Origin of the sequence: Micromonospora sp. DT63, from assembly GCF_049841615.1 — a bacterium.
Taxonomy (GTDB): Bacteria; Actinomycetota; Actinomycetes; order Mycobacteriales; family Micromonosporaceae; genus Micromonospora.
The window spans coordinates 331,944-349,463 of record NZ_JBNCKQ010000006.1 but is presented as its reverse complement, the minus strand read 5'-3'; the positions used below and the strand labels follow the sequence as shown (position 1 = coordinate 349,463).

The window sequence follows — 17,520 nt, the reverse complement described above, 5'->3', positions numbered from 1 at the left end:
ACATCGAGTCGATCGCACGTGCGGGGGCGCTGAGACACGTCAGGTCGCCGACGTGGGGGCAACCGCTCGCGCGGACACCCCCACCTCGGCGACCTGGTGTGGATCACGCCGGGAACGCCGGACGGGCCGGACGAGCCGGACCTCAGGCGTCGACGGCCGCCATCACGTCGTCGCTGACGTCGAAGTTCGCGTAGACGTTCTGCACGTCGTCGCAGTCCTCCAGGACGTCGATCAGCTTGAAGATCTTGCGAGCGCCCTCTTCGTCCAGCGGGACGTTCATGCTGGGGATCAGGGAGGACTCCGCCGACTCGTACTCGATGCCGGCGTCCTGCAACGCCGTCCGCACCGGGATCAGATCGGTCGGCTCGGAGACCACCTCGAACGCCTCACCGAGGTCGTTGACCTCCTCGGCGCCGGCGTCGAGGACGGCCATCATCACGTCGTCCTCGCTGGTGCCCTCCTTGGGCACGATCACCACGCCCTTGCGGGAGAACATGTACGACACCGAGCCGGCGTCGGCGAGCGAGCCGCCGTTGCGGGTCAGCGCGGTGCGCACCTCGGTGGCCGCCCGGTTGCGGTTGTCGGTGAGGCACTCGATGAGCATGGCCACGCCGTTCGGGCCGTACCCCTCGTACATGATCGTCTGCCAGTCGGCGCCGCCGGCTTCCAGGCCGGAGCCGCGCTTGACGGCGCGGTCGATGTTGTCGTTCGGCACCGAGCTCTTCTTCGCCTTCTGGATCGCGTCGAAGAGCGTCGGGTTACCGGAGGGGTCGCCACCGCCGGTGCGCGCGGCCACCTCGACGTTCTTGATCAGCTTGGCGAACATCTTGCCGCGCTTGGCGTCGATGACGGCCTTCTTGTGCTTGGTCGTCGCCCACTTTGAGTGGCCGGACATCTTCTACCTCCGTCTGTCATTGCACGCCTGCGTCGACTGCCGCACCGACTCCGCGCCGCATTCGGCGATCCGGCGGCCGGTCGGCCCCGCGGGAAGTGCCGCGCCGGGCGACGGCCCTGCCGAACCGCGGCAATCTTACCGAGGTCACACCCCGCCATGTCACACCCGGGACCTGCCCGGAGTGCCGGCACGGCGTCGAGCCCGTCCAGGACCAACGACCGGGGGCCGGGATCCATGCCCGTGCGCCCGCGCCGGCCGGCCGCTCAGGCGGCCCGCACCAGCTCGACGAAGTACGCGTGTACGCGCAGGTCACCCGTCAGCTCAGGGTGGAACGAGGTGGCCAGCAGGTTGCCCTGCCGCACCGCCACGATCCGCTCGGCGGCCGGACCGCCGGTGACCTTGCCGATCACCTGGACGGCCGCGCCGACCCGCTCGACCCACGGCGCGCGGATGAACACCGCGTGGAACGGCTCCCCCGGCACACCGTCGACCTCCACCGGCGCCTCGAACGAGTCGACCTGCCGGCCGAACGCGTTACGCCGTACCGTCATGTCGATGCCCGCGAAGCCGCGCTGGTCGGCGCGGCCGTCCAGCACCTCGGCGGCCAGCATGATCATGCCGGCGCAGGAGCCGTAGACGGGCATGCCGTCGGCGATCCGCTTGTCGATCGGCTCGCGCATCTCGAAGATGTCGGCGAGCTTGCTGATGGTGGTGGACTCACCGCCGGGGATCACCAGCCCGTCGACCGCGTCCAACTCGCCCGGACGCCGGACCGGGCGGGCGTCCGCGCCCGCCGCGGCCAGCGCCGCGACGTGCTCACGGACGTCACCCTGCAGCGCGAGCACGCCGATCACGGGTGCCGTCATACCGTTCCTCCCCGCATCACGCCGCCCGGATGGGACGCCGACCGTCACCAGCCGCGCTCGGCCAGGCGGTGCGGCTGCGGGATCTCGTCGACGTTGATGCCGACCATCGCCTCGCCCAGACCGCGGGAGACCTTCGCCAGCACGTCCGGGTCGTCGTGGAAGGTGGTGGCCTTGACGATCGCGGCGGCCCGCTGGGCCGGGTTGCCGGCCTTGAAGATGCCGGAGCCGACGAACACGCCCTCCGCGCCGAGCTGCATCATCATCGCCGCGTCGGCCGGCGTGGCGATCCCGCCGGCGGTGAACAGCACCACCGGCAGCTTGCCGCTCTCGGCGACCTCCTTGACCAGCTCGTACGGGGCCTGCAGCTCCTTGGCCGCGACATACAGCTCGTCGGCCGGCAGCGAGGACAGCCGGGCGATCTCCTGGCGGATCTTCCGCATGTGGGTGGTGGCGTTGGAGACGTCACCGGTGCCGGCCTCACCCTTGGAGCGGATCATGGCCGCGCCCTCGGTGATCCGCCGCAGCGCCTCGCCCAGGTTGGTCGCCCCGCACACGAACGGAACCGTGAAGGCCCACTTGTCGATGTGGTTCGCGTAGTCGGCCGGGGTCAGCACCTCGGACTCGTCGACGTAGTCGACGCCGAGCGACTGGAGGATCCGCGCCTCGACGAAGTGACCGATGCGGGCCTTGGCCATCACCGGGATGGACACCGCCTCGATGATCCCGTCGATCATGTCGGGGTCGCTCATCCGGGAGACCCCGCCCTGTGCGCGGATGTCGGCGGGGACCCGCTCCAGGGCCATCACGGCGACCGCGCCGGCGTCCTCGGCGATCTTGGCCTGCTCGGCGTTGACGACGTCCATGATCACGCCGCCCTTGAGCATCTCGGCCATGCCCCGCTTCACGCGGGCCGTGCCGACGACGGGGGCGGTGCCGGTGGTCGAGGCGGTGTTTTCGGGCACGGGTCAACGCTCCTTGGACGTGCGGTGGGGGTGGCAGCGAAAATGCTACGCACTGGTCAACGCCGCGCCGACAGCCAATCAGACCCCCGGTGGCCTGCACTGTGGCCCTGCTCACCGCCGCGCCGGGCCGCCGCCCCGATCAGCCCGCGCCCGCCCGGATCAGCCGGCGGGAACGTCCGCCGGCACCACGAGCGTCGGGTCGTCGATGTCGAAGTAGCGCGGCCACTGGTGGCCCCGCCCCATCCGCAACAACCGCACCAGCGGACGACTGCGCGCCGAGCGGGCGTCGCGAACCAGGTCGGTGTGCACCTGCCGGGACAACGCCAAACGGCGGCTCGCCGCGATGACCGCCGTGCAGTCCGGATCGGCCGGATCCAGCCGCACCGCGCGCAACTGCCGGGTCAGGTCGTTCTCGGCCGCCTCCCGCTCCTGCGGCGGAGCGTCCAGCGCGACCCGGGCCGCCGCGTACAACTCGACGCCGAAACGCCGCTCCGCCAACACCGCGGCGGCCGCCGCCCGGCGCAGCAGGTGGGCGTCGAGGGCCCGCGCCGCCAGCTCCGCGCGGCCCTGCAGCCGCTCGACCCGGCCGGCGGTCCAGATGAGGTACGCCGCAAGCACCCCCACGAGCACGCTCGCGGCCACCACCCACCACATGTGCGGCATCGTAGTGCTGCTCCGTTTCTCCTCCGTTGCGCGCGGCCGCGCCGGTCACCGGCGTCACCAGCCGCACCATCCGTCACACGGCTCAGCCCAGCCCCACCCATTCCTGGTCGATGACCCGTCCGTCCGTCGCCTCGATCGCCGCTGCGTATACCTCAAGAACACGCCGGGCAACCACCGGCCAGTCGTAATTCGCCACCACCTGATCGCCGCAGGCGCTCAGCGTGGCCCGCCCGGCCGGCTCGTCGAGCAGCTCGGACAGGGCGTCGCGCAACCCCACCGCGTCTCCGGTCGGAAACAGCCGCCCCGCCCGCCCACCGTCGAGCACCCGGCGGAACGCGTCCAGGTCACTCGCCACCACAGTGGTGCCGGCGGCCAGCGCCTCGGTGAGGATCATCCCGAACGACTCGCCGCCGGTGTTCGGCGCCACGTACAGGTGCACGCTGCGCAGCATCCGGGCCTTGTCCGCCTCGGAGACCAGCCCGAGGAACGTCACCTGCTCCCGCAGCGCGGCCGGGAACTGGTCGTACAGGTCGTCCGGGTCACCCGGGCCGGCGACCAGCAGTCGCAACCCCGGGCGGGTCGCCGCCAGCGCCACGAAAGCGTCCCGCAGCACCGGGAAGCCCTTGCGCGCCTCCGTGAACCGCCCCAGGAAGCCCACCGTGCCGCCGGTGCCCGGCCCGCACTCCCCCGGCCAGCCCGGCAGCGGCTCGGCGTCGGCGAACTTCGCCACCGCCACCCCGTTGGGGATCTCCACCGCGCCGCCGTCCATGTGCTCGACCTGCACCTTGCGGGCCAGCGCGCTCACCGCGATCCGGGCGGTGATCCGCTCCAACACGATCTGCAGCACGCCCTGCGCGGCGGCCAGCACCCGCGAACGGGTCATCGCCGTGTGGAACGTGGCCACCACCGGGCCGCGCGCGGAGAGCACCGCCAGCAGCGACAGGCTCAACGTCAGCGGCTCGTGCACGTGCAGCACGTCGAAGTCACCGTTGGTGAGCCAGCGCCGGACCCGGGCCGTGGAGACCGGGCCGAACGCGATCCGCGCCACCGACCCGTTGTACGGCAGCGGCACCGCCCGCCCGGCGGACACCACGTACGCCGGCAGCGGCGAATCCTCATCCGCCGGAGCGAGCACGCTCACCTCGTGACCGAGCACGATCAGCGCCTCGGCGAGATCCATGACGTGGTTCTGCACCCCGCCGGGGACGTCGAACGAGTACGGGCACACGATGCCGATCCGCATGCGTCAGCCCACCCTCTCAGCCCTGGCCGGGGGCCGACGAGGGCAGCGCCGTGCCCTCCCCCGCCCTCGTCTGGTCCAGCCACATCCGCTGCAACATGTGCCAGTCTTGCGGATGGCGGGCGATGCCCGCCGCCAGACCGTCGGCGATCAGCTGGGTCAGCGACCGGACCCGCTGGTCCAGTGGCCCCGCCTCGGTGCCGGGCACCGGCAGCGGGCCGGCGAGCGAGGCGCACGCCGCGTCCTTCTCGTACCACATCGAGGCCACGTACAGCGGCGCTCCGGTGTGCAGCGCGAGCAGCGCCGGCCCGGCGGGCATGCGGGTCTTCCCACCGAAGAAGTCCACCTCCACCCCTCGGGCGGAGAGGTCCCGGTCGGCCAGCAGCGGCACCACCGCGCCGGCGCGGACACGGTCCAGCAGCACGTCGAACGCCGGACGCGGCCCACCGTGGGTGGGCAGGATCTCCATCCCCAGCTCGGCCCGGAAGGCCATGAAACGCTTGTACACGCCCTCCGGCTTGAGCCGCTCCATGACGGTGCTGATCGGCCAGCCGGTGGCCGCGACCCAGGCGCCCGCCGCGTCCCAGTTGCCGGCGTGCGGCAGCGCCACCACCGCGCCCCGGCCGGCGGCCACGTCGGCCGCCAACAGCTCGGCGCCGTCGAGGCGGAACCCGGACAGGATCTGCTCCCGGCTCAACGCGGGCAGCCGGAACGCCTCCATCCAGTAGCGGGCGTACGAGCGCAGCCCGCGCTTGACGAGATCGTCCAGCTCGGCCTCGGGCAGCTCCGGGCCGACCACCCGGCGCAGGTTCGCGCGCAGTCGGGCCGTACCCCCGCCGCCGCTGCGATGGGCGCGGTCCGCGCCCGCCTGGAACGCCGCCGCCACCACCGGCCGGGGAAGCGCGCGGACCAGCCGCCAGCCGGCGACGTAGCCCAGCTCGGTGAGGTTCACGCGGCTCGGCCGCCGGTCGTCCGACGCCGGGTCGCCGACGTGCCGGCCGCGCTCACGCCTGGCCGTCCGGCTGGAGCTGCTGGGCCTGGCGGTAGACGTGCGCCATCCGCTGCCCCACCGTGAAGATCGAGATGGCAGCGAGCAGCCAGAGCGCGATCTCCAGCGCCGGCTTCACGCCGACGCCGGTGAGGATGCCGCCGACCCCGACGATCAGCAGCCGCTCGGTGCGCTCGGCGATGCCCACGTTGCAGGTCATGCCCAGCCCTTCGGCGCGCGCCTTCACGTAGGAGACGAGCCCGCCGGCGGCCAGGCACAGCAGGGCGGCGGCCACCCCGGAGTGGTCGCCCCGCGTGGCCAGCCAGTACGCGACCGCGCCGAAGACGGCACTGTCGGCGACCCGGTCCATGCTTGAGTCGAGGAACGCGCCGAAGCGGGTGGAGCCGCCGCTCATCCGGGCCATCGTCCCGTCGAGCAGGTCGGTGAGCGCGAACACGGTCACGATCAACGCGCCCGCGACCAGGTGGCCGCGGGCACCGAAGCCGAGCGCGCCGATGAGCACACCAACGGTGCCCGCGACGGTGACGGCATTGGGAGTGACGCCCGCGCGCAGGAGGGCACGTGCGATCGGCTCGACGACGCGGGTCATCCCCGCGCGGGCCGACACTTGGAAGATCTTCGCCATGGCGGTCCCCACGATAACGGTCCGCCCAGGTCCGGCGATACGGCCGGTCCCTCCGACCCGCCCGGGGCAGGCTTGTGCCTGTCCGGCAACGGGTGTGAGATCGAGCCAAAGGGTGAGCCAGCTCACCCGCCCGCCCGTTGAGTTCCCGCTGTGCAGCAGACCACCGGAGGATATCGCCGCGCACTCGCCCCGGGCCGCTACCCGTCGCGCGGCGGTCGCCACCCACCACCGGCTGAGGGAGGTGCGCCCCATGGCGCAGAAAAATCAGGAAAAGGGGGCCACCGGCGGCACGCCGGTGGTGACCGACCCCGCGCGGGTTCGCAACGTGGTGCTCGTCGGGCACTCCGGAGCGGGCAAGACCACGCTCGTCGAGGCGCTGCTCGCCGCTACCGGCACCATCGGCCGGGCCGGCAGCGTCGTCGACGGCACGACAGTGGGCGACCACGACCCCGCCGCCGTACGCCAGCAGCGCTCGGTGAGCCTGTCCTGCGCACCGCTGCTGCACGACGGCATCAAGGTCAACCTGCTGGACACGCCCGGGTACGCCGACTTCGTCGGCGAGCTGCGGGCCGGCCTGCGGGCCGCCGACGCCGCGCTGTTCGTCGTCTCCGCGGCCGGTGGGATGGACGCCGCAACCGTGGCGCTGTGGGAGGAGTGCGCGGCGGTCGACATGCCGCGCGCCGTCGCGGTGGCCCGACTGGACCAGCCCCGCGCCGACTTCGACGAGGCGGTGGCGCTCTGCCAGCGGGTCTTCGGCGACAACGTGATGCCCCTGTACCTGCCGATGCTCGGCGACGACGGTGTCTCCACCGAGGGCCTGCTCGGGCTGATCACCCGACGGGTCTTCGACTACTCCGCCGGGCTGCCCGCCGACGTACGCGACCCGGACCCGGAGCACCAGCGGGCCATCGACGAGTCCCGCAACGAGCTGATCGAGGGGATCATCGCCGAGAGCGAGGACGAAACCCTCATGGACCGCTACCTCGACGGCGAGGAGATCAGCACCGAGGTGCTCATCGAGGACCTGGAGAAGGCCGTCGCCCGGGGCCACTTCTACCCGGTGGTGCCGGTCTGCGCCGAGACCGGCGTGGGTCTGGACACCCTGCTGGAGGTGCTGACCGCGGCGTTCCCGTCACCGCTGGAACATGAGCTGCCGGCGGTCACCGGCGTGGACGGCTCGCCCCGCCCGCCGCTGACCTGTGACCCGGACGGCCCGCTGGTCGCCGAGGTCGTCAAGACCACGGTCGACCGCCACGTCGGTCGGGTCTCGCTGGTCCGGGTCTTCTCCGGCACGCTGCGCCCCGAGCAGACCGTGCACATCTGCGGGCACGGCATGGCCGAGCGCGGGCACCCCGACCACGACGCCGACGAGCGGGTCGGGCACATCTACACCCCGCTGGGCGCGACCCTGCGCGAGGTGCCGCACTGCGTGGCCGGCGACATCTGCGCGATCACCAAGTCGGGCAGCGCGGAGACCGGCGACACCGTCTCGGCCAAGGACGACCCGCTGCTGATCGCGCCGTGGGAGATGCCGGAGCCGCTGCTGCCGGTGGCGATCGTCGCCCGCAGCCGCGCCGACGAGGACGCGCTGGCCCGCAACCTCGCCCGGCTGGTCGCCGGCGACCCCACCCTGCGGCTGGAGCGCAACCCGGAGACCCACCAGCTGGTGCTCTGGTGCATGGGCGAGGCGCACGCCGACGTCGTGTTGGACCGGCTGCGCGCCGGAGGCGTCGAGCTGGACACCGAAGCGGTCAAGGTGTCGCTGCGCGAGACGCTGACCGCGCCGGCACGGGGGCACGGCCGGCACGTCAAGCAGTCCGGCGGCCACGGCCAGTACGCCGTCTGCGACATCGAGGTGGAGCCGCTGCCCCGCGGCGCCGGCTTCGAGTTCGTCGACCGGATCGTCGGCGGCGCGGTGCCGCACAACTACATCCCGTCCGTCGAGAAGGGCGTCCGCGCCCAACTGGAACGCGGACTGGTCGCCGGCCACCCGGTGGTGGACCTGCGGGTCACCCTCGTCGACGGCAAGGCGCACAGCGTCGACTCCTCCGACGCGGCCTTCCAGACCGCCGGAGCGCTCGCGCTGCGCGACGCCGCCGAGCGGGCCCAGCCGACGCTGCTGGAACCGATCGACGAGGTCACCATCCGGGTACCCGACGGCTCGGTGGGCGCGGTGATGGGCGACCTGTCCAGCCGGCGCGGCCGGGTGCTCGGCACCGAACCCGACGAGGACGCCGACGGCCGTACCCTCGTGCACGCTGAGGTCCCGGCCACCGAACTGCTCCGCTACGCCGTCGAGCTGCGCTCGATGACCGCCGGCACGGGCACGTTCCGCCGTCACTTCGTCCGCCACGACCCGATGCCCACCCACCTGGCCGACCAGGCCCGCAAGGAACACACCCCGTAACCCCGCCTGCCACGCAGGGACGGGGAGGAACCGGCGATGCGGTTCCTCCCCGTCGCGTCCTGTCGAGCTGCCCCACATTCGGGGCACCGCTGCCGGAGCGGACCGTTCCCAGCCGGCCTGCTCCAGCCAATCGCAGGACCCGGGTCGAATACGCCTTGATCCCGCATCCGCGCCGACGCTGCCCCAGATCTGGGGCAGCTCGACAGGACGCGACAGCAGCACGGGATGCGGCACCGCCGCCCCGCACGACACCGCGCGGGACGCCACGACACGGCCACCGCACCAACGCCACGGCCCCCGCTCGGAACGGCTCCAGCTCCGGGGACGGTGTGTCCTCTGCGCGCCGGGCGCGGGTCAGGGGTGGGTCGTGGGGTGGGTGGGGCGGGGCCAGTGCGGGCGGTCGGCGTCGCGCAGAGCGGCGGTGCGCAGGGCGGCGAGTTGGCGTTCCACCTCGACGAACTGGTCCGGCGCCAGCGGCCCCCGGCGCAGCGCGGCGGCGTTCTCCTCGACCTGGGCGACCGTACGGCAGCCGGGAATCGGGATGGTGCGGCCGCTGCGCGCCCAGATCCAGCCCAGCGCGCCCTGGGCGAGGGTGCGCCCGTCGGCGGTCAGCGCGGCGCGGACCGCCCCGACCCGGCGCAGCCACTCGGGGGCGGGACGGCCGCCCCGGAACCACTCCAGCCAGCCCGGCGCCAACCCGCGCACGTCGTCGCGGGGCAACGTCGACGCGGCCGTGTACTTGCCGGTGAGCAGGCCCATCCCCAGCGGTCCCTGGTTGACGCTGGCCAGGTCGTACTTGTCGCAGACGGCGAGCAGCTCGGGTGCGTCGCGCAGCACCGACAGGGCGTGCTGCACGGCGGTGGCGCCGGAGGCCGCCTGTCCGAACGCGGCGGCCCGGTCCGGGCGGTCGGTGCTCCACCCGTACGCGCGGATCAGGCCCTCGGCGACCAGGTCCTCGCAGACGCCGATCAGCGCCTGCGCGCGGGGCACCGACAGGTCGGCCAGGTGCAGCTGGTAGAGGTCGATCCGGTCGGTGCCCAACCGGCGCAGCGACGCGGTCACGGCCCGCCGCAGGTACGCCGGTGACGCGTCCTCCCCGGTCGCCTGCCGGGTCGCCTCGTCGAACGTGTAGCCCCACTTGGTGGCGATCACGGCCTCGTCCCGACGGCCGGCGAGGGCCCGCCCCAGCACCCGCTCGCCGTGCCCCGCGCCGTACGTGTCGGCGGTGTCGAAGAGGGTGATGCCCTCGTCGAGCGCGCGGCGTACCGCCCGCACGGACTCGTCGTCGTCGACCGCGCCCCAGCCCAGCGGCTGGGTGCCCTCCGCCCAGGGACCGGCGATCGCCCAGCACCCCATGCCGAGGGCGCTGACCTCGATGCCGCTGCGCCCCAACATCCGTGTCGTCACTGCCATCGGCCGATCGTGCCACCTTCACCGGGCCGGGGCGTAGCAACTCCGCACGCGCAAACGCGGTACGCGCGCGTCGGGGCCGTACGGCATGATCGACGCCATGCGACGGCTGGGCGTGGACATCGGCGGTGTGCTCATCGAGCCGGCCGACGACGACGCCGACACCTCCTTCTTCGGCGCGCACTACCTGCGCACACCCATGGTCGACGGGGCGTTCGACGCGCTCGCGGCTCTCGGGCCGGCGTTCGACGAGGTGCATCTCGTCTCCAAGTGCGGCGAGTCCACCGAGCGGCGGACCTGGGAGTGGCTGGCCCACCACGACTTCACGGCGCGCACCGGGATCCCCGTCGAGCGGGTGCACTTCTGCCGGACCCGGCCCGACAAGGCGCCGATCGCCCGGCAGCTCGAACTGACCCACTTCGTGGACGACAGGCTGGAGGTGCTCGGCTACCTCGACTCGGTGCCGCACCGCTACCTGTTCCGGCCCCGCCGGGCGGAGGTCGCCGCGCACGCCGCGTTGCTGCCGCTCGTACACCGGGTGGACAGCTGGCCGGAGCTCGTCCCGCTGCTGCGCGCCGACTAGCCGGACCGGCGCGGACCCCGCGCGGACGGCGCGGTCAGGACGGCCAGGCCCGGGCGAGCAGGTCGCGGGTGTCGCCGAGCAGCTGGGGCAGCACCTTGGTGCGGCCGATCACCGGCATGAAGTTCGCGTCGCCGCCCCAGCGGGGCACCACGTGCTGGTGCAGGTGGGCGGCGATGCCGGCGCCGGCCACGCCGCCCTGGTTCATGCCGAGGTTGAAGCCGTGCGCGTTGCTGACCTTGCGGATCACCCGCATCGCGGTCTGGGTGTACGAGGCCAGCTCGACAGTCTCCGGCTCGTCGAGGTCGGTGTAGTCGGCGACGTGCCGATAGGGGCAGACCAGCAGGTGCCCCGGGTTGTACGGGTAGAGGTTGAGCACGACGAAGACGCGCTCGCCGCGGGCGACCACCAGGCTCTCCTCGGTGGGCAGCCCGGGAGCCAGACAGAACGGGCAGCCGGTCGGCTTCTCGTAGCCCTCGGCGGGGCGGTCCTCGCCGGAAATATAGGTCATCCGGTGCGGCGTCCAGAGCCGATCCAGGCCGTCCGCCATGCCGTCGCTGTCCGTGTGCCGCTCCGCCCCTGTCACGAGCCGATCCTACGGAGCCGCGTGGGCGGGCCGCGACACCCGTCACCGGGAAACTCCTTGCTGCAAGTTGTTGACGGATTGCCGCCCAGACCTGAAACTTCCATCCATTCAGGCACTTGAATCAATGGATGGAGAGCTTCATGATCCGACGACTCGGCAGGATCATCGCGGCGCTCGCGCTGGCCGCCGCCACCACGGTGACCGGGGTCACCCTCACCGCCAGCGCGGCGCACGCGGACGGCTGCTACACCTGGGGTCGCACCCTGTCCCAGGGGATGTCCGGCGAGGACGTCCGGCAACTCCAGATCCGCGTCGCCGGCTACCCCGGCTACGGCGCCGTGCTCACCATCGACGGCGCCTACGGCCCCGCCACCCGGTCCGCGGTGATCCGCTTCCAGCAGGCGTACGGACTGGGCGCGGACGGGGTCGCCGGCCCGCAGACCTTCAACCGCCTGTACGCCCTCCAGGACGACGACTGCACACCCGTCAACTTCAGCTACGCCGAACTGAACAACTGCAACAGCACCTGGTCCGGCGGTGCGGTCGCGGCGAGCACCGCCCGCGCCAACGCCCTCGTCTCGATGTGGAAGCTCCAGGCCCTGCGGCACGCCCTCGGCGACGTGCCTATCGCGATCAGCAGCAGCTTTCGCAGCTACACCTGCAACAGCGCGGTCGGCGGGGCGTCGAACAGCCGCCACCTGTACGGCGACGCGGTGGACCTGGTCGGCTCACCGTCGCTGTGCCGGCTGGCCCAGCAGGCCCGCAACCACGGCTTCGGCCAGATCCTCGGCCCCGGCTACCCCGACCACAACGACCACACCCACGTCGCGGCGGTCGGCGGCTGGTCGGCACCCACCTGCGGCATCTGACAGCCACCGCGCCACGGTTCTGCCTGACGGCCAGTGCCGCAGGTCGCCCTGCGAGCGAGGCATCGAGCGTCAGCCCCGCTCATGATCGTGCTCGAACATGGATGTAGTGGCCTCCCTGATGCGGGGAGGCCACTACATCCTGGATCGAGCGCGATCATGCTGCGCCAGGCGCAGGCGCAGGCGGCGGCTACTCCGCCGCTGCCGACGGGCCGATGTTCGTCCGGGAGGTCACCACGTCGAGGACGTGGTTCACCGCCTCGGCGATCGGCACGCCGTTGCGCTGGGAGCCGTCGCGGTAGCGGAAGGACACCGTGCCGGCGGCCACGTCGTCGTCGCCGGCGATCACCATGAACGGGATCTTCTGCTGCTGCGCCGTCCGGATTTTCTTCTGCATCCGGTCGTCACCCGCGTCCACCTGGGCCCGGATGCCCTCGGCCCGCAGCGCGGCGACGAAGCCGTGCAGGTAGTCGGTGTGATCCTCACGGATCGGGATGCCGATCACCTGCACCGGCGCCAGCCAGGCCGGGAACGCGCCCGCGTAGTGCTCGGTGAGCACCCCGAAGAACCGCTCGATCGACCCGAACAGCGCCCGGTGGATCATCACGGGCCGCTGGCGGGTGCCGTCGGCGGCCTGGTACTCCAACCCGAACCGCTCCGGCTGGTTGAAGTCGACCTGGAGGGTGGACAACTGCCAGGTCCGGCCGATCGCGTCCCGCGCCTGCACCGAGATCTTCGGCCCGTAGAACGCCGCGCCACCCGGGTCGGGCACCAGGTCGAGGCCGGAGGTCTCGGCGGCGGTCCGCAGCGCCTCGGTGGCCTCGGCCCAGTCCTCCTCGGCTCCGATGAACTTGGGCGAGTCGTCCCGGGTCGACAGCTCCAGGTAGAAGTCGTCCAGGCCGTAGTCGCGCAGCAGGTCCAGCACGAAGCTGAGCAGCGTGGTCAGCTCGCCGGCCATCTGCTCACGGGTGCAGTAGATGTGCGAGTCGTCCTGGGTCAGGCCGCGGACCCGGGTCAGGCCGTGCACGACGCCGGACTTCTCGTACCGGTAGACGGTGCCGAACTCGAACATCCGCAGCGGCAGCTCACGGTACGACCGCCCGCGCGCCCTGAAGATCAGGTTGTGCATCGGGCAGTTCATCGCCTTGAGGTAGTAGTCCGCGCCCTCCAACTGCATGGGCGGGAACATGGTGTCCGCGTAGTACGGCAGGTGACCGGAGGTCTGGAACAGCTGCGCCTTGGTGATGTGCGGGGTGTTGACGAACTCGTACCCCGCCTCCTCGTGCCGCCGCCGCGAGTACTGCTCCATCTCTCGGCGGATGATCCCGCCCTTGGGGTGGAAGACCGCCAGGCCCGAGCCGATCTCGTCGGGGAAGCTGAACAGGTCCAGGTCCGCACCGAGCTTGCGGTGGTCGCGCCGGGCGGCCTCCTCCAACAGCTTCAGGTACGCCTTGAGCTCGTCGCGGGTCGGCCACGCGGTGCCGTACACCCGCTGCAGTTGGGGGTTCTTCTCCGACCCGCGCCAGTACGCGGCGGCGGAGCGCATCAGCTTGAACGCGCCGATCAGTCGGGTGGTCGGCAGGTGCGGGCCGCGGCACAGGTCCGACCAGCAGACCTTGTCCTCCTTGGCGTCGAGGTTGTCGTAGATCGTCAGCTCGCCGCCGCCGACCTCCATCACCTCGTCGGTGTCCAGGCCCTCGCCCTTGACCTCGATCAACTCCAGCTTGAACGGCTCGTCGGCCAGCTCGGCGCGCGCCTCGTCGAGGCTGCCGAAGCGGCGGCGACGGAACCGCTGCCCGGACTTGATGATCTCCTGCATGCGCTTCTCGAGCTTGCTGAGGTCATCGGGCTGGAACGGCTTGGCGACGTCGAAGTCGTAGTAGAAGCCGTTCTCGATGGGCGGGCCGATGCCCAGCTTCGCCTCGGGGAAGACGTCCTGCACGGCCTGGGCGAGCACGTGCGCGGTGGAGTGGCGCAGCACGTTGAGCCCGTCGGGCGAATCCAGGCTGACCGGCTCGACCGTCGTCTCCTCGGTCGGCGCCCAGTCCAGGTCGCGCAGCTGACCCTGCGGGTCGCGGACCACGACGATCGCCTTGGGGCCGTTCGCGGGCAGTCCGGCCGCGGCCACCGCGTCGGCCGCCGTCGTCCCGGCGGCGACGACGACAGGGTCGGCCACGGCGGGGGTACGGGGTGCGGACACGGTGACTCCTCCAAGCAGTACGAAACGGTGCCGGTCCTCGGCTCCTGCCGATGCTATCGGTCCACCCCCTCCGGCTCGGGAAGGGCACCTTCCTCGCGTAAAGCGTTGAACCTTTCGCGCCTGCCAGCCGAACTAGAAGGTGTGGCCGGAAACCGGAGCCGGTCGCGTCGAGACGGATGGGGGCACGAGATGGCGAGCACGCACGGCGGAGGCCGCCCGCGGCGAATCGCGGCGGTGACCGCGCTGACCGCCGCGGGGCTGCTGCTCTGGCCCGGCACGGCGGCGCACGCCGCGGATGTGACGACCACCCCGACCGAGGCACGGCAGGGCGACGCCGTACGGCTGGAGTTCAGCGTGCCCGAGGAGCGCGCCGGCACGAAGACCACCCGGATCGAGGTCCGGTTGCCGGCCGACGCGCCGGTGGCCGAGGTCTACCCGATGTCTGTCGACGGCTGGGCGCCCAAGATCAGCTCCCGTACGCTCGACAAGCCGGTGACCGGCATCCACTCCTCCGGAGTGAACACCGTGACGACTGCGGTGACCTGGGTCCGCGTCGGCGCGGGCACGTCCGGCCCGGCCCAACTGGCCCTGTCGATGGGTCCGCTGCCGCAGGCCGAGCGGCTCACCTTCGAGGTCGTCCAGACGTACGCCGACGGCACTGTCGTCCGGTGGGCGGACGCCAGCGGCGCCCACCGGGCCCCGGTGCTCAACCTGCTGCCGGCGGCGGCGGGCGCGGCTGGACCGGCGGGGCACGGCGGCCACGGCGCCCCGGCAGCCGGCGCGGCGACCGACCCCGGAGCCGGTGCGGACGGCGTCGGCGGTGCTGGTCGTGACGGCGCCGCGGTGGCCGGAGCGGACGGCGCGGGCGAGAAGTCCGGCAGCGCCGACGCCATGTTGGCTGCCGGCCTGTTGGCGGGGCTGGGCGGCGGCGCGGCGATCGGCTGGCTGGTGAGCCGGTTACGTCGGCGCGACCCGGCCGAGGATGCAGCGCTGGCCGAGGTGACCGGCGCGACGGGGACCGAGACGGTGACGCCAGCGTCGCCGCCGGACGGCACGGGCGCGTCCACGGCGACGACACCCGCCGCGGAACTGGCCTCGGCAGCGACTCCGGCCCGCACCGGCTGAGGCAGCCACACCTCCCGCAGCCGGCTGCGGTCAGTCCTCGCCAACGTCAAGATCATCGCAGGGGCACGGGCGGCAGCACTGCCCCGCAGGCGGGCCATGCCCCAGCCCGCGCCCAGGGCCCTCCATGCGTCCTTTGCTCTGCTTCAACCCACGCAACACCCACGCCCCCAAACTGTTGCGTGGGTTGAAGCAGAGCAAAGGTGACGTGACACCCCCTCCCGGCGGGCTCTGAGCGCAGCCCGTGAGGCAGGACAGCCCGTGAGGCAGGACAGCCCGTGGCAGGACAGCCCGTGAGGCAGGACAGCCGAGCCTCAGGACACCGGACACCGGGCAGTCAGGGACACCACGCAGCCAGGACACCCGGCCAGGACCGGGCAGCGGTCAGGGCAGCCAGGCGGGTAGCGGTTCGCGGGCGGCCAGCCACGGCTCGGGCACCCCACCCGGCGTGCCGACGCCCGTGTACGCGGCCACCACCGCCCCGGTGATGGCGGCCGTGGTGTCCACGTCACCGCCGGCCCGCACGCAGACGCGGATGGCCTCCGGGTAGTCGTCGAGGTGGGTGGCGGCCACCCAGAGCGTGAACGCGACGGTGTCCTGGGCCGTGACGCGGGTGCCGTTGCCGAGCGCCGCCACCACCCGCGACAGTGGCCGGCCGAGCAGCCCGACGGCGCGGTGCACGCCGCGGTGCACCTCGGTGCCCGGGTCGACCGCGGCGGCGATCCCGGCCAGCAGTCGGGCCGGCGCCGGTCGGTGTCCGTCGAGGCGGGCCCGGGCGGCGAGCGCGGCGGCGACCGCCACCGCGACCGCCCCGGCGATTCCCTCGGGATGCGCGTGGGTCACCTCGGCCGAGGCACGGGCCTGCGCGGCGGCGCGGGCGGTGGAGTCGGCGAAGTACGCGCCCAGCGGGCCCACCCGCATCGCCGCGCCGTTGCCGCAGGAGCCCTGCCCGTCGAAGGCGGAGGCGGCGGCCACCGGCCACGGGGTGCCGGTGCGGATCAGCCGCAGGATCAGCATCGCGCCGGGACCGTACCCGCGCCGGGCGTCGCAGCGCCGCGCGAACGCCAGTGCCAGCCGGTCGCGGTCGATGCCGCCCGTCGCGGCCAGCTCCGCGACCACCGAACAGGCCATCTCGGTGTCGTCGGTCCACTCCCAGGGCGCGGGCGGCAGCGTGCCGTCGGCGAGGTCCTCCGGCGGCCCCGGCAGGAAGAACCGCGCCCCGAGCGCGTCGCCGGTGGAGAGGCCGGCGAGGCTGTCCCGGGCGAGCGCCAGGCGGGCGTCGGCGAACAGGGTGAAGGACATCGTCGTACCAGCTTGCCCGGTTCCCAGGCACGTCGCAACGCGATCAACTTGCCAGGCCAAGTACGGTCTTGTCGTGGCCTCCGTGCTCCTGGTCGAAGACGATCACGTCGTACGCGGCGCGATGCTGCGGTCCCTCGCTGACCGGGGGCATGCCGTGCACGCCGTGGGCACCGCCCTGGACGCGTTGCGCCGGGTCGCCGCGGAGACACCCGATCTGGTGGTGCTGGACCTCGGCCTGCCCGATCTGGACGGTTCCGACGCCCTGCGGATGCTGCGCGGCATCACCGACGTCCCGATCATCATCGCCACGGCCCGCGACGACGAGCAGTCGGTGGTCAAGCTGCTGCGCGCCGGGGCGGACGACTACATGGTCAAGCCGTTCACGGGCGCGCACCTGGACGCCCGCATCACCACGGTGCTGCGGCGTGCCGGGCGGGCCAGCCGGACGGTGCAGCCCGCGGTGCACACAGTCGGCGGCCTGCGGGTCGACGTCGGTGAGCGCAGCGCCCAGCTCGACGGCGAGCCGCTGGCGCTGACCCGTAAGGAATTCGACCTGCTGGCGTATCTCGCCGCACGACCCGGGCGGGTAGTGTCCCGCCGGGAACTCTTGGAGGAGGTATGGCGGCAGCCATCGGTCGGCGAGGATCAGACCATCGACGTACACCTGTACTGGCTCCGCCGAAAGATGGGCGAGTCCGCGGCGAAGCCGCGCTACCTGCGCACCGTGCGGGGGGTCGGGTTCCGGCTGGTGGCACCGGACTGAGGACGGCGCTGGCCCTGCTCACGG

16 protein-coding genes are annotated in these 17,520 nt (G+C 72.7%); 5 read left to right on the top strand and 11 right to left on the bottom strand.

Going from position 1 to position 17,520, the window contains the following annotated elements; genetic code table 11:
• Positions 1-142: 142 nt before the first annotated feature.
• From ACLQ27_RS23060 to pgsA, 7 genes are all read right to left on the bottom strand, one after another.
• Positions 143-895, bottom strand: a complete 753-nt coding sequence (locus ACLQ27_RS23060; RefSeq protein ID WP_139587604.1) for a YebC/PmpR family DNA-binding transcriptional regulator — start codon at positions 893-895, stop codon at positions 143-145.
• Positions 896-1,158: 263 nt separating this feature from the next.
• Positions 1,159-1,761: a pyridoxal 5'-phosphate synthase glutaminase subunit PdxT gene (gene pdxT, locus ACLQ27_RS23055; protein WP_425868563.1), complete on the bottom strand. Its 603-nt coding sequence runs from the start codon at positions 1,759-1,761 to the stop codon at positions 1,159-1,161.
• Between the two features lie 44 nt (positions 1,762-1,805).
• Positions 1,806-2,723, bottom strand: a complete 918-nt coding sequence (gene pdxS, locus ACLQ27_RS23050; RefSeq protein WP_308195357.1) for a pyridoxal 5'-phosphate synthase lyase subunit PdxS — start codon at positions 2,721-2,723, stop codon at positions 1,806-1,808.
• 159 nt (positions 2,724-2,882) lie between these two features.
• Positions 2,883-3,386 (bottom strand): hypothetical protein, encoded by a 504-nt coding sequence (locus tag ACLQ27_RS23045; RefSeq protein WP_357497534.1) that lies wholly within the window; start codon positions 3,384-3,386, stop codon positions 2,883-2,885.
• Between the two features lie 82 nt (positions 3,387-3,468).
• Positions 3,469-4,629: a glycosyltransferase family 4 protein gene (locus ACLQ27_RS23040; RefSeq protein ID WP_357575635.1), complete on the bottom strand. Its 1,161-nt coding sequence runs from the start codon at positions 4,627-4,629 to the stop codon at positions 3,469-3,471.
• 16 nt (positions 4,630-4,645) lie between these two features.
• A complete protein-coding gene (locus ACLQ27_RS23035) occupies positions 4,646-5,578 on the bottom strand; it encodes a phosphatidylinositol mannoside acyltransferase (RefSeq protein ID WP_425868561.1) in 933 nt (310 codons plus the stop codon).
• Between the two features lie 52 nt (positions 5,579-5,630).
• Entirely contained in the window at positions 5,631-6,260 is a 630-nt protein-coding gene (pgsA, locus tag ACLQ27_RS23030) for a phosphatidylinositol phosphate synthase (protein ID WP_234583580.1), read from the bottom strand.
• Between the two features lie 250 nt (positions 6,261-6,510).
• On the opposite strand from pgsA, the gene ACLQ27_RS23025 reads away from it, so the two are divergent.
• Positions 6,511-8,667 (top strand): elongation factor G-like protein EF-G2, encoded by a 2,157-nt coding sequence (locus ACLQ27_RS23025; protein WP_425868559.1) that lies wholly within the window; start codon positions 6,511-6,513, stop codon positions 8,665-8,667.
• A 354-nt stretch (positions 8,668-9,021) separates the two neighbouring features.
• Here the strand turns inward: ACLQ27_RS23025 and ACLQ27_RS23020 are convergent, their stop codons facing one another.
• Positions 9,022-10,080: an aldo/keto reductase gene (locus ACLQ27_RS23020; RefSeq protein WP_357575638.1), complete on the bottom strand. Its 1,059-nt coding sequence runs from the start codon at positions 10,078-10,080 to the stop codon at positions 9,022-9,024.
• 97 nt (positions 10,081-10,177) lie between these two features.
• Between ACLQ27_RS23020 and ACLQ27_RS23015 the strand changes: the two genes are divergently transcribed.
• Positions 10,178-10,660, top strand: coding sequence for a hypothetical protein (locus ACLQ27_RS23015; protein ID WP_425868557.1), 483 nt, complete (start codon positions 10,178-10,180; stop codon positions 10,658-10,660).
• A gap of 34 nt (positions 10,661-10,694) precedes the next feature.
• On the opposite strand, the gene ACLQ27_RS23010 is transcribed toward ACLQ27_RS23015, so the two are convergent.
• Positions 10,695-11,207 carry an HIT family protein gene (locus tag ACLQ27_RS23010; protein ID WP_357497809.1) on the bottom strand — a complete coding sequence of 171 codons (513 nt, stop codon included), beginning with the start codon at positions 11,205-11,207 and terminating at the stop codon, positions 10,695-10,697.
• Between the two features lie 176 nt (positions 11,208-11,383).
• Here ACLQ27_RS23010 and ACLQ27_RS23005 point away from each other — a divergent pair, with 176 nt between their 5' ends.
• Positions 11,384-12,112, top strand: a complete 729-nt coding sequence (locus tag ACLQ27_RS23005; protein WP_234583585.1) for a D-Ala-D-Ala carboxypeptidase family metallohydrolase — start codon at positions 11,384-11,386, stop codon at positions 12,110-12,112.
• Between the two features lie 187 nt (positions 12,113-12,299).
• On the opposite strand, the gene thrS is transcribed toward ACLQ27_RS23005, so the two are convergent.
• Entirely contained in the window at positions 12,300-14,309 is a 2,010-nt protein-coding gene (gene thrS, locus ACLQ27_RS23000; RefSeq protein WP_234583586.1) for a threonine--tRNA ligase, read from the bottom strand.
• A gap of 234 nt (positions 14,310-14,543) precedes the next feature.
• On the opposite strand from thrS, the gene ACLQ27_RS22995 reads away from it, so the two are divergent.
• Positions 14,544-15,434 carry a DUF1775 domain-containing protein gene (locus ACLQ27_RS22995; RefSeq protein WP_425868555.1) on the top strand — a complete coding sequence of 297 codons (891 nt, stop codon included), beginning with the start codon at positions 14,544-14,546 and terminating at the stop codon, positions 15,432-15,434.
• 381 nt (positions 15,435-15,815) lie between these two features.
• Here ACLQ27_RS22995 and ACLQ27_RS22990 read toward each other — a convergent pair whose 3' ends face one another.
• Positions 15,816-16,733 carry an ADP-ribosylglycohydrolase family protein gene (locus ACLQ27_RS22990; RefSeq protein ID WP_425868553.1) on the bottom strand — a complete coding sequence of 306 codons (918 nt, stop codon included), beginning with the start codon at positions 16,731-16,733 and terminating at the stop codon, positions 15,816-15,818.
• Between the two features lie 73 nt (positions 16,734-16,806).
• Between ACLQ27_RS22990 and ACLQ27_RS22985 the strand changes: the two genes are divergently transcribed.
• Positions 16,807-17,496: a response regulator transcription factor gene (locus tag ACLQ27_RS22985; RefSeq protein ID WP_007458139.1), complete on the top strand. Its 690-nt coding sequence runs from the start codon at positions 16,807-16,809 to the stop codon at positions 17,494-17,496.
• The last annotated feature ends 24 nt before the right edge of the window (positions 17,497-17,520 follow it).

What these genes read in the sequence shown, in the direction of transcription:
- ACLQ27_RS23015 (WP_425868557.1), top strand. Translation starts at nt 10,178, where the DNA reads ATGCGACGGCTGGGCGTGGACATCGGCGGTGTGCTCATCGAGCCGGCC.
- ACLQ27_RS23040 (WP_357575635.1), bottom strand. Translation starts at nt 4,629, where the DNA reads ATGCGGATCGGCATCGTGTGCCCGTACTCGTTCGACGTCCCCGGCGGG.
- ACLQ27_RS22990 (WP_425868553.1), bottom strand. Translation starts at nt 16,733, where the DNA reads ATGTCCTTCACCCTGTTCGCCGACGCCCGCCTGGCGCTCGCCCGGGAC.
- pgsA (WP_234583580.1), bottom strand. Translation starts at nt 6,260, where the DNA reads ATGGCGAAGATCTTCCAAGTGTCGGCCCGCGCGGGGATGACCCGCGTC.
- ACLQ27_RS23020 (WP_357575638.1), bottom strand. Translation starts at nt 10,080, where the DNA reads ATGGCAGTGACGACACGGATGTTGGGGCGCAGCGGCATCGAGGTCAGC.
- ACLQ27_RS23005 (WP_234583585.1), top strand. Translation starts at nt 11,384, where the DNA reads ATGATCCGACGACTCGGCAGGATCATCGCGGCGCTCGCGCTGGCCGCC.
- ACLQ27_RS23010 (WP_357497809.1), bottom strand. Translation starts at nt 11,207, where the DNA reads ATGGCGGACGGCCTGGATCGGCTCTGGACGCCGCACCGGATGACCTAT.
- pdxT (WP_425868563.1), bottom strand. Translation starts at nt 1,761, where the DNA reads ATGACGGCACCCGTGATCGGCGTGCTCGCGCTGCAGGGTGACGTCCGT.
- ACLQ27_RS23045 (WP_357497534.1), bottom strand. Translation starts at nt 3,386, where the DNA reads ATGCCGCACATGTGGTGGGTGGTGGCCGCGAGCGTGCTCGTGGGGGTG.
- ACLQ27_RS23060 (WP_139587604.1), bottom strand. Translation starts at nt 895, where the DNA reads ATGTCCGGCCACTCAAAGTGGGCGACGACCAAGCACAAGAAGGCCGTC.
- ACLQ27_RS23025 (WP_425868559.1), top strand. Translation starts at nt 6,511, where the DNA reads ATGGCGCAGAAAAATCAGGAAAAGGGGGCCACCGGCGGCACGCCGGTG.